The following is a 10,825-nucleotide window of genomic DNA, read 5'->3' as shown; positions in this document are numbered from 1 at the left end:
GCCTTCTTTTGCTTACTTTTCTTGGCGAGACAAGAAAAGTGAGCGGCTGCCGGGCCGCCCCCGGCGCTCCGCTGCGACCGGAGAAAGATAAGCATAGAGCCAGTACATCTGCACGCAGCAAGACCAGACTACCCAGCCCCCCCCCCTCAAAAAAACGCATAAGCATCCACAGAAATATTCGTGTCTCCAGAAAAGCCGCCTTCCTATACTGGAATCCCCAAAATCCACCAGAACAAAAAATGAAGAAATTCCTGAAGACCCTGGCAATCTCAGCCACGCTGCTGGCAGCGACCAACGCACTGGCCCAATCGAAAGAGGTCGTCATCGCCTACCAGGACATGGTGGTGCCATGGCGCTATGCCCAGGATGCGCAGGCGCTGGAAAAGAAGACCGGCTACAAGGTGAGCTTCCGCAAGCTGGCCAGCGGCGCCGACGTCATCCGCGCGCTGGCTTCGGGTTCGGTGCAGATTGGCGAGGCCGGTTCGGCGCCGATCGCTTCCGGCTTGTCGCAAGGGCTGGATATCCAGCTGTTCTGGATCCTCGACAACATCAACGACGCCGAGGCGCTGGTGGCGCGCAACGGCAGCGGCGTCAATTCGCTGGCCGATCTGAAGGGCAAGCGCCTGGCGGTGCCGTTCGTGTCGACCTCGCACTTTCACACCTTGCTGGCGCTGGAAAACGCCAAGGTCGATCCGCGCGGCGTGAAGATCGTCAACCTGCGTCCGCCCGAGATCGCGGCGGCTTGGGAACGCGGCGACATCGACGCCACCTTCATCTGGGATCCGGTGCTGGCCAAGGCCAAGAAGAATGGCGCCGTGCTGACCACCTCCGGCAAGATTGCCCGTGAAACCGGCAAGGCCACCTTCGACGGCATCGTCGTCTCCAGGGCATTCGCCAAGGACAACGACGCTTTCCTGACCGAACTGGTCAAGGTGCTGGCCGAGACCGACGACAACTACCGCAAGAACAAGGCTGCCTGGAGCGCCGACTCGCAGCAGGTGAAGGCTGTCGCCAAGTGGTCCGGCGCGGAAGCCGCCGAAGTGCCGGCCAGCCTGGCGCTGTATGAATTCCCGACCTTGCAGCAGCAGGCGTCGGCCGAGTGGCTGGGCGGCGGCGCGGCCAAGTCGCTGGCGGCTACCGCGGCGTTCCTGAAGGGCCAGGGCACGATCCAGAACGTGTTGCCGGATTATTCGGCTGGCGTCAATGCCACATGGGTACGCAAGGCGGCGCAGTGAGCCATTGCGCTCCCTTGAACGCCGGCCAACCCGCCGGCGGACGGATCGAAGCGCACCGCTTGTCGGTGCGTTTTGCGTCTGCGCGGGCGGACGATCCGCTGGCGTTGGCCGGTGTCGACTTGTCCATCGCGCCGGGCGAATTCGTGGTGGCGCTGGGGCCGTCCGGCTGCGGCAAGACCACCTTGCTCAATTGCCTGGCCGGCTTCATCGGGCCTTCGCAGGGCGAGGTGCTGCTGGATGGCGTCCCGGTTACCGGGCCGGGCCCGGCGCTGGGCGTGGTGTTCCAGAAGCATGCGCTGATGCCGTGGCTGAATGTGGCGGATAACGTCGCGCTGGGTTTGCGCTTTCGCGGCCTGGGGCGCGCCCAGCGGCTGGCGGTGGCGCACGAGAAGCTGAAGCTGGTCGGGCTGGAGCGCCATGCGGCGTCGCCGGTGTACCAGCTCTCGGGCGGCATGCAGCAGCGCGTGGGCATCGTCCGCGCATTGGCCAACGATGCGCGCGTGCTGCTGATGGACGAGCCGATGGGCGCGCTCGATGCGCTCACCCGCGAATCGGTGCAGGAGTTGTTGGCGCAGTTGTGGGCGCGGACCGGCAAGACGGTTTTTTTCATCACCCACAGCGTCGAAGAGGCGCTGTTCCTCGGCAGCCGCGTGATCGTGATGTCGCCGCGGCCGGGCCGCATCGAACATGATTTCGCATTGCCTTTCCTGCGCCGCTATGTCGAGAGCGGCGACGCGCGCGCGGTCAAGTCGTCGCCGGAGTTCATCGCCTGGCGCGAGCGGCTGCTGCAACTGGTCCAGGGAGGCAAGCCATGAGCAATGCCAATATTGTCGCCCGGGATATCGCCGTCGCGGACGATAGCCGGCAGGCCATCCCCGCGGCATTGCCGCCGGCGCGCACCTATCCGCGCCCCGGCAGCGGGCCGACGACTGCGATCACCGCGGTTACCGTGATCGCATTGCTGCTGGGCTGGTGGGGTGTGACGGCCGCCGGCCTGATCGCACCGCTGTTCCTGCCGCCGCCGTCGGCGGTGTGGCAGGCGGCGGTGCAGGCATGGGAAGGCAACGTGCAGGGCGGTTTGCCGCTGCTGCAGCATATTGCCTGGAGCTTGTGGCGGGTGTTCGGCGCCTTCCTGCTGGCGGCCGTGACGGCGGTGCCGGTGGGCTTGCTGATGGGCAGCAGCCGGGTGGCGCGCGGCATCGTCGATCCCTTGCTGGAGTTCTACCGGCCGCTGCCGCCGCTGGCTTACCTGCCGCTGATCGTGATCTGGTTCGGCATCGACGAGACCGCCAAGCTGCTGCTGATCTACCTGGCCTGCTTCGCCCCCATCGCGGTCTCCACCCGCGCCGGCGTGGCCGGGGTGCCGGGCGAGCAATTGCATGCCGCGCTGTCGATGGGGGCCAGCCGCTGGCAACTGCTGCGCCACGTGATCCTGCCGGCGGCATTGCCGGACATCCTGACCGGCTTGCGCATTGCCATCGGTTTCGGTTGGACCACGCTGGTGGCGGCAGAGATGGTGGCGGCCACGGCGGGCCTGGGCCAACTGGTGCTCAATGCGTCGAACTTCCTGCGCACCGACGTGGTGGTGATGGGGATCGTGCTGATCGGTTTGATCGCCTACCTGTTCGACCTGGCGATGCGGCGCTTGTCGGATGCGCTTACCCCGTGGCGGCAGCACCGCTGAGCCACTTGGCGAACAGTTGCGCTTCGGCGCCGGCCTGCTGGCTGATGCCGAGATAATAGGGCGCCAGCGGCATGCGCATCTCCGGCAGCGGGCAGACCAGCCGTCCGGAGCGCAGGTCGTTGTCGGCCAGCGAGAGCGGCGACAGCGCCAGCCCCAGGCCATCCACCGCCGCCTGCAACACGAAGTGCAGATGGTCGAAATGCAGCATGGCCTGCGCGCGCGAGCGCTTCAGGCCGGCATGCTTTTTCCAGTCGTCCCAGTCGCGGCTCCTGCTGCGCGAGAGCAGCAGCGTATGGCCGGCGATGGCGCGCACGTCGGGCAGCGGGGCGTTCTTCAGCAACGCGGGCGAGGCCACCAGCAGCAGTTCGTCTTCGAGGAAGCGTTGCATCTTCAGCGTTTCCGGCCAGTTGGTCTCGCCGCGCCGGATGGCGATGTCGAACGGCGAAGGCGCGCGGCTTACGGCGGCCACGCTGGTGACCACCTGCGGTTCGATGCCGGGATAGCGTTCGACGAAGCCCGAGAGGTGCGGGATCAGCCAGCGCACCGCGAAGGAGGGGCGCACGTTGATGCTCACCGAGCGCGTCGGCGCATCTCGCATCACGCGGCGCGCGGCGGTGGCCAGCATCTCCAGCGCCGGGCTGGCTTCTTCGAAGAACTGGCGGCCGCGCTCGGTCAGCGCCACCTGGCGGATGCGGCGTTCGAACAGCGGCATGCCGAGGTAGTCTTCGAGGTTCTTGATCTGGCGGCTGACGGCGCCGTGGGTGACGTTGAGTTCCTGCGCCGCCAGCGTGAAGCTCTGGTGGCGCGCGGCCGAGAGGAAGGCGCGGATGGCGTTGAGCGGGAGGGTGAGGTCGGCCATGCGTCAGATTTTATCACGCATGGATGGAATTAATATCGTTTGTCAGGCTGCCGTCGCGCCCCGCATGATGGCGTCCATGACTTCTCCCGAACTTCGCCAGGCCGACCTCGATTCGCGCCATGCTGCGTTCTCGCTGTCGGCCGCCTTGCCCTGCGATATCGTGCTCTACCTGCTGCTGCCGATGTATGCGGAGCAGTTCCATGTAACGCTGGCCGAAGTCGGGTTGCTGCTGGCGGCCAACCGCCTGGTGCGCATCGCCGGCTATCGCTGGGTGGCGCGTTTCTATGCCCAACGCGGCGACCGGCCGACCTGCACGCTGGCGGTGTGCGCCGCCATCCTGTGCGCATTCGGTTACACCGTGGCCAGCGGCTTTTGGGCCTTGCTGCCGCTGCGCCTGTTGTGGGGCATGGCGTTCGCCGGGCTCAACCTGTCGACCCAGGCCATGTCGACCGCCAACCCGATCGGCGCGGCGCGCCGTTCCGGCCGTTCGCGCGGCGTCATCGCCATCGGCCCGATGCTGTGGCTGCCGCTGGCGGCGCTGCTGGCCAGCCATTACGGACCGCGCATGGTGTTCGCGCTGGTGGCGCTGACCGCCACGCTTGGCTTGCTGGCCGCGCGCCGCCTGCCGGCCCACGCCTATCCGGAACCGCCGGCGCGGCGCTGGAAGCTGCCCAATGCGCTGGACTGGTGGTCTTTCCTCGAAGGCTTGACGCTGGACGGCTTGTTCATCGTCGGCCTGTCCTACATGAGCAAGCAATCGTTTTCCGAACATGCCGAGCTGATCGCCGGCGTGCTGATGGCCTTGCGCTATTTCGGCGAGATCGTGTTGAGCCCGCTGGGCGGCTGGCTGGCCGAACGCTTCGGCGCGGTGCGGGTGCTGGTGGCGCTGTCGCTGGCGACTTGCGCGGCGCTGGTCGGTTTCGGCGGCGGTGCGCTGTGGCTGTTCGCCGGGCTGATCGTGGTGCTGCGCGCCTTGCAGTTGCCGCTGCTGCCGCCCATCGTCGCGGCGCGCACGCCGCCGGCCGAGCGGGTCCATGCATTGGCCGGCCGGGCCATCTGGCGCGATATCGGCGCCGGGCTGGGGCCGATCCTGGCCGGCCTGCTGCTGCCTGTGATGTCGTCGCTGTGGATCTACAGCCTGGCGGCATCCGCGCTGGCGCTGGCGGCCTTGGCTTGCGCCCGCGAACCGGCGCCGGCCAAGGCGCAGGTCGCTACCGAATAGTCGGGTCTGATACGCAGGTGTTATACGCACGGCGGATATGCATGTGCGGATTGCTTCGTTCCGGCCGGAGCGGGGCTTGGCTAGGATGGCGCACATAGCCTGCCGCATTCCTGTTCCCATTCCCCGGCGGCGGGCCCCACGACATCCGGAGCCAGCATGACCGACCATTACCTTCACCAGGAACTCGGCCCTATCGCCATCGAACCGCTGCAGCCGACCGAGCGGAAGCTTATCGGCGCGGTCTTCTTCCTCGGGCTGGCATTGCTGGGCGGCCTGTTCTTCCTGCAGCGCTGCTTGCCGCTGGCCGGCTGAGCGCCGGCCGCGATTGTATTTTTACAGTTTGCTGCACTCGCTGAGCATTTCCGCCTGCGAGACATTGCTGCCCGGCGGCACGCTGTGCGTGAGCCAGACATTGCCGCCGATGACCGAGCCCCGGCCGATGGTGATGCGGCCCAGCACGGTGGCGCCGGCATACACCACCACATCGTCCTCGACGATGGGATGGCGCGGGATGCCCTTTACCAGGGAGCCGTCGGGCTCCGACGGGAAGCGCTTGGCGCCCAGCGTGACAGCCTGGTACAGGCGCACGTTGCGGCCGATGATGGTGGTCTCGCCGATCACCACGCCGGTGCCGTGGTCGATGAAGAAACTGGGGCCGATCTGCGCGGCCGGGTGGATGTCGATGCCGGTCGCCGAATGCGCGATGTCGGCCACCAGGCGCGCCAGCAGCGGCGCGCCCAGCTGGTGCAGCGCATGCGCCAGGCGGTGGTAGATGATGGCGGTGGTGCCGGGATAGCACAGCAGGATTTCCGAAATGCTGGAGGCGGCCGGGTCGCCATGGTAGGCGGCCTGGATGTCGCTGACCAAAAGGTCGCGGATGGCCGGCAGCTGGTGCGCGAAATCGCGCGTGATGACGGCCGCGCGGCTGCGCAGCTCGGCTTCATCCTGCGGCTCGTCGGAGGCGAAATAGAGTCCGCGGCGCACCTGTTCCTTCAAGACACACAGCGCGGCATTGAGCTGGCTGCCGACGAAATAGTCGATGGTCTCGTCGGACAGGTCGGTGTGGCCGTAATGCGTGGGGAACAGCGCCGCCTGCAGGTTCTGCAGCAGCTTTTGCATCGCTTCGCGCGAAGGCAGTTCGCGGATTTCGCCGCGGTAGCGGATCTTGTTGGTGACTTCGCGCGAAGTGCGCAGGCCGGCGACGACAGCCGACAGGCCCAGCCCCGCGGTATCGGCCAGGGCGCTCAGTTCGGGGGTGTTCGAGGTATCCATGCCGGCATGCTATCAAAAATGCGCAAGCAGTGTCGGCGGCCGCAAAAAAACCGCCGGCAATGGAGGGCGGGAGCGGGGCGCAGGGGGCAAGGGAAGATGGGGAGCGATTCGCGGCGCCCAGTCCTATCTGGAAAGTGGCGCCGCTCTGTGAATCAACTCTGGGACGACTATACCGGGTAGCGCAAAGTTACGCCAATGCCATTTGGAAATATCCATATGCGGCCGATGTTTTTGCCCTGACAACTTCCCCCTGGCGGTTTCGATGCCTGCCTGACAAGGGCGCGGAAATTATCGCCCCGATCGCGTTTGCGCCCTCTGTTCGTTCGCGATTTTTGCGCCGTATAATGCAAGGTCGCGAAAGTTGCCCATGGAAAACAAGAAAATACATTCGCTTACCTACGCCGCGCAGTATCGGGATTTCGATATCAGTATCGTTGGCCTCCAACTGGCCGACGGCTGGCGCTTGTCCGTGCAGATCAATAAATGGGGGCGCCCGCCGATGGCGCTCTGGCGCGACCGCGACAATGTCTATCCCGATTTCAATTGCGCACGCACCGCGGGCCTGCAGTGGTCCAAGGAATTCATCGACGGCAGCATGCGCTGAACGCGGGGATCGGTCATCGACCGTGTCCCTCCCGCTCAGAATCCCAGCAGTTTTTCCCTTACCGACTCTTCTTCGGCATGTGCGCTGCTGGCGCGCGCCAGGTCCGACAGCGAGAGGATGCCGACCAGTTTCATGTGCTTGCGGTCGGCCACCACCGGCAGGCGTCCGACCCGCAGGCGGGCCATCGCGCCGGCAGCGGTGCGCGCGCTCATTTGCGGCAGCAGGAACGGTTCGCCGGCGGTTGCCGGCGGCGCCAGCAGTTCGCGGCAAGGTTGTGCCGGGTCGGCCTGTTCCAGGACGCGCAAGGCCAGCATGCCGGCCAGCCGGCCCTTGTCGATAACCGGGTAGTAGCGGTGCGCATGGCCGCCGCTGCGGCACAGCGCCAGCGCATCGGCTGCGTTCATGCCGATGTCGATGCCTTGCGGCGCGCGCGTCATCAGGTCATCCACATGCTGGCGTTCGAGCGGATCGATGCCGTATTCGCGGTGCACGTGCAGGCCGCGGCGCGCGATCTTCTCGGTCATGATGGAGCGCTTCATCAGCAGCACGTTCACGCCGTAGGCGACGGCCACGGTGGTCATCAGCGGCAGCAGCGCTTCGCCGGCATGCGTGAGGCCGAAGGCGAACACGATGGCCGTCAGCGGCGCGCCCAGCACGCTGCCCAGCACGCCGGCCATGCATACCAGGGCCCACAGCTCGGGCGAGCCTCCCGGCAGCCAGGGGGAGAGCACCAGGCCGAGGCCGGCGCCCATCATCAGCAACGGCGCCAGCACGCCGCCGGAGGTGCCCGAGCCGAGCGCGATGAGCCAGATGACGGCTTTGACCGCCAGCAGCGCCAGGGCGGCCGACAGCAGCATATGGTGGTGCAGCAGGTCGGCGATCACGTCATAGCCGACGCCCAGCGCGCGCGGCTGCAGCCAGCCGCCGATGCCGACTGCCGCGCCGCCGATGGCCGGCCACCACATCCAGTGCAGCGTGAGCCGGTGGAACCAGTCTTCCACCCGATACAAGGCCAGCGTCAGCGCCGCGGCCAGCACGCCGCTGGCCAGCCCGGCGGCGATGCAGGAGGCGAAGGCGAGGGCGCCCGGCGCGGCGACCTGCATGGCGAACAGCGGGCCGGCATCGAGCGCCAGCGGCCGCAGGAAACCGGCCACCGCGCAGGCCAGCGCCACCGGCAGCAGGCTGCGCGGCTTGAGTTCGAACAGCAGCAACTCGACCGCCAGCAGGACCGCCGCCACCGGCGTGCCGAAGATGGCCGTCATGCCGGCGCAGGCGCCAGCCACCAGCAGGGTTTTGCGTTCGGCCGCGGTCAGGTGCAGGAACTGCGCCAGCAGCGAGCCGATCGAGCCGCCGGTCATGATGATCGGCCCTTCGGCGCCGAACGGGCCGCCGCTGCCGATGACGATGCCGGAAGACAGCGGTTTCAATACGGCGACCCTGGGCGACATGAGGCTCTTGCCGAACAGGATGGCCTCGATCGCTTCGGGGATGCCGTGGCCGCGGATCTTTTCGCTGCCGTAGCGCGCCATCAGGCCGACGATCAGGCCGCCGGCGATCGGCAGGAAAATGGCGGCCCAGCCCAGCGTATGCATGGCCGGAGAGGCGCCGACGAAGGAGAAACGCTGGAAGTAGAACAGGTTGGTGAACAGCGCGATCAGCTTGAGCAGCATCCATGCCGCGCCGGTGCTGAGCGCGCCGATGCACAGCGCGATCGCGGAAATATAGAGCAGGCGGTTATCCGCCGTGTAGTCGCGTTTGTGTTTCATGGCGGGTTGGGGGGCTTGCCCATTCATTTTTCAAATGGGTAGCCTGTGGATTGGGATAAACGGAGAATATATCATAATGTGATATAAATTGAGAGGCGCCAGGATGCAGGTGTTGCGCGAAGCCGCGCCAGCCAGGTTTGGGCCAGGGCAATGAAAAACGCCGCCGCGATATTCTCGGGGCGGCGTTTTTCATGGAGGCGGCGTATCGATCAGGACTTGAACTGCAGCGCGTTGGTCAGGTCGCCTATGGGTTTCTGGCCGCGCGCGATCATGGCGTCGTCGCGCTGTTTCAGCCCATCCAGTCTTTCCAGGCCGAAGGTGCGGGTGATCAGGCGCAGGATGGAGGCGGTGTCGTACACGGTATGGTCGACGCTGCCCTTGCGGGCGAACGGCGACACCACCAGCGCCGGCACGCGCGTGCCGGGACCCCAGCGGTCGCCCTTGGGCGGCGCCACGTGATCCCACCAGCCGCCGTTTTCATCGACGGTGATGACCACCACCATGTTTTTCCATTGCGGGCTGGCTTGCAGGCTCTTGACGATGTGCGCGATGTGGCGGTCGCCGGAGGCGACGTCGGCATAGCCGGCGTGCATATTGAGGTTGCCCTGCGGCTTGTAGAAGGTCACCGGTGGCAGGCGGCCGGCTTCGGCGTCGGCCAGGAAGCGGTTGGTGCGCGCTTCGTCGCCCAGGCCGCCGTCGCGCAGGCGCTTGTTGCGTTCGGCCGGGTTTTCCGGGCCCAGGTTCTTGAAGTAGTTGAACGGCTGGTGGTGGTACTGGAAGTTGGGGATCTTGGGAATGCCCTTGGAGTCCTTGAACTCATCCAGCGTGGCCTGCCAGGCGCCGGCGTACCAGGCCCAGTCGATGCCTTTCTTGCTGAGCTTGTCGCCGATGTGTTCGTGCGTCTGCGGCACCAGCACGCTGGGCTGGTTGGGTTCGGCGTAGGCCGGGTTGTTGCGGTCGCGGGTCCAGGTCGGCCAGTACGGCGGGGCCATGGTGTTGACCGCGTAGCCGTCGGGCGTGAGCGCGCTCGGGCCGAACTTGGGAGCGCCTTGCAGGGCGCTGGCCGGGCTGCCTTCGGCGGGCGCCAGCTCGGTGCCCAGCGGATCGTTGTTGACGGTCTTGGCCACCTGGGTGCGTGCGACCGAGCTCATCACATTCGGATAGTAAGGGGCGGTCGCGGCGATCAGGTAGTGGTGGTTCAGGAAGGAGCCGCCGAAGGCGCCCTGGAAGAAGTTGTCGCACAGCACGAATTCGCGCGCGATATCCCACAGGCGCAGGTTGTATCTGGTGTCGGCGTAATGGCCCATCACCAGGCCGCCGGAGTCGGCCCAGGCGGCGAAGCCGTCGTTCTTGCCGCCGTTGATCTGCATCTGGTTCTGATAGAACACATGCCACAGGTCGCGCGTGACCAAGCCCAGCGGCAACGCTTCGCCTTGCGGCCCCTTGAGCGCGAAGGGCGCGTTGGGCAGGTTTTCCTGGTACTGCTTGCCGGCTGCATAGGTCACGCCTTCGACGACCTGCTCCTGGGCCAGCACGCCGTTCCAGACCGGCGGCAACTGCTTCAATATGCTGCCGTCGCGGTCGCGCTGGGTATAGTCGGCGGGCTTGAGGCCGGATAAGGGCCTTTCGACGCCGGGGAAGTCGCCGAACAGGTTGTTGAAGCTGCGGTTTTCGGCGTAGATCACGACGATGGTCCTGACGTTGTCGCGCAGGGCCCGGTCCAGCGCGGCGGTGTCGGCCGGATTGCCGTTCGGGTATGGCGCGCCGCCGCTTTGGCCATCGGTGGCGCAGGCGCCCAGGGCGCCGCCGGCGCCGAGGGCGGCCATACCGCCCATGCTGCCCAGGAAGCGGCGGCGGCTGTTGTTTGGCGGGGTGGTGGATGCCGTGGCGGCGTCCTGCTGTTCGGGAATGGGCGGATTGCTGCCGCCACGGGCGGACTCGTCGTGGATGCTCATGGGTGCTTCCTATTGGATATTGTTGTGGATGATGGCGCGGAACGGGAGGAGGATAGCGCGGCCGTATGACAGGAATGTGTCTTTTCAGGGCCGCGCCTTGGGAGACCTCGGGCGGGACGGCGGGGAGGGGCTCTGGGAGGGCGGCGCCAAGGCGCGCGGAGCCGAAGAAAAAAAAGGTAAATACGGCGGCGTTGCCATCATTTGATGGGACAGGGCAATTACAATCGC

11 protein-coding genes are annotated in these 10,825 nt (G+C 66.4%); 7 read left to right on the top strand and 4 right to left on the bottom strand.

The window, feature by feature from the left end; genetic code table 11:
* Window positions 1-239: 239 nt before the first annotated feature.
* Genes tauA through FB597_RS16790 form a run of 3 tightly spaced genes read left to right on the top strand, consistent with a single transcriptional unit; the run spans window position 240 to window position 2,919 of the window.
* Complete coding sequence (gene tauA, locus FB597_RS16800; RefSeq protein WP_144770146.1) at window positions 240-1,235, top strand: taurine ABC transporter substrate-binding protein; 996 nt, start codon at window positions 240-242, stop codon at window positions 1,233-1,235.
* Window positions 1,211-2,050, top strand: a complete 840-nt coding sequence (locus tag FB597_RS16795) for a taurine ABC transporter ATP-binding protein (RefSeq protein ID WP_144770145.1) — start codon at window positions 1,211-1,213, stop codon at window positions 2,048-2,050. The genes tauA and FB597_RS16795 overlap by 25 nt, the downstream gene beginning before the upstream one ends.
* The gene (locus FB597_RS16790; RefSeq protein ID WP_144770144.1) at window positions 2,047-2,919 is read left to right on the top strand and encodes an ABC transporter permease subunit; all 873 of its coding nucleotides are present in this window, start codon (window positions 2,047-2,049) and stop codon (window positions 2,917-2,919) included. Before FB597_RS16795 ends, FB597_RS16790 begins: the two co-directional genes overlap by 4 nt.
* On the opposite strand, the gene FB597_RS16785 is transcribed toward FB597_RS16790, so the two are convergent.
* Window positions 2,894-3,778 carry a LysR substrate-binding domain-containing protein gene (locus FB597_RS16785; protein ID WP_144770143.1) on the bottom strand — a complete coding sequence of 295 codons (885 nt, stop codon included), beginning with the start codon at window positions 3,776-3,778 and terminating at the stop codon, window positions 2,894-2,896. The two genes, FB597_RS16790 and FB597_RS16785, sit on opposite strands and share 26 nt — an antisense overlap.
* A gap of 76 nt (window positions 3,779-3,854) precedes the next feature.
* Here FB597_RS16785 and FB597_RS16780 point away from each other — a divergent pair, with 76 nt between their 5' ends.
* Together FB597_RS16780 and FB597_RS20330 are read left to right on the top strand one after the other, a co-directional pair.
* Window positions 3,855-5,000, top strand: coding sequence for an MFS transporter (locus tag FB597_RS16780; protein WP_144770142.1), 1,146 nt, complete (start codon window positions 3,855-3,857; stop codon window positions 4,998-5,000).
* Between the two features lie 156 nt (window positions 5,001-5,156).
* On the top strand, window positions 5,157-5,312 hold the full coding sequence (locus FB597_RS20330) for a hypothetical protein (RefSeq protein WP_183405753.1): 156 nt from the start codon (window positions 5,157-5,159) through the stop codon (window positions 5,310-5,312).
* A 21-nt stretch (window positions 5,313-5,333) separates the two neighbouring features.
* On the opposite strand, the gene epsC is transcribed toward FB597_RS20330, so the two are convergent.
* A complete protein-coding gene (gene epsC, locus FB597_RS16775) occupies window positions 5,334-6,272 on the bottom strand; it encodes a serine O-acetyltransferase EpsC (protein ID WP_141914891.1) in 939 nt (312 codons plus the stop codon).
* A 367-nt stretch (window positions 6,273-6,639) separates the two neighbouring features.
* Here epsC and FB597_RS16770 point away from each other — a divergent pair, with 367 nt between their 5' ends.
* Window positions 6,640-6,876 carry a hypothetical protein gene (locus FB597_RS16770; RefSeq protein WP_141914888.1) on the top strand — a complete coding sequence of 79 codons (237 nt, stop codon included), beginning with the start codon at window positions 6,640-6,642 and terminating at the stop codon, window positions 6,874-6,876.
* 35 nt (window positions 6,877-6,911) lie between these two features.
* On the opposite strand, the gene FB597_RS16765 is transcribed toward FB597_RS16770, so the two are convergent.
* Together FB597_RS16765 and FB597_RS16760 are read right to left on the bottom strand one after the other, a co-directional pair.
* A complete protein-coding gene (locus tag FB597_RS16765) occupies window positions 6,912-8,642 on the bottom strand; it encodes a chloride channel protein (protein WP_144770141.1) in 1,731 nt (576 codons plus the stop codon).
* 209 nt (window positions 8,643-8,851) lie between these two features.
* Window positions 8,852-10,597, bottom strand: coding sequence for an acid phosphatase (locus FB597_RS16760; protein WP_144770140.1), 1,746 nt, complete (start codon window positions 10,595-10,597; stop codon window positions 8,852-8,854).
* Between FB597_RS16760 and FB597_RS16755 the strand changes: the two genes are divergently transcribed.
* Window positions 10,596-10,802, top strand: a complete 207-nt coding sequence (locus FB597_RS16755; RefSeq protein ID WP_144770139.1) for a hypothetical protein — start codon at window positions 10,596-10,598, stop codon at window positions 10,800-10,802. The two genes, FB597_RS16760 and FB597_RS16755, sit on opposite strands and share 2 nt — an antisense overlap.
* Window positions 10,803-10,825: the final 23 nt, after the last annotated feature.

Source organism: Herbaspirillum sp. SJZ099, from assembly GCF_007828355.1.
GTDB lineage: Bacteria > Pseudomonadota > Gammaproteobacteria > Burkholderiales > Burkholderiaceae_D > Herbaspirillum.
Note: the sequence above shows the minus strand (reverse complement) of the source record. Positions and strands in the feature narration are given on the sequence as shown.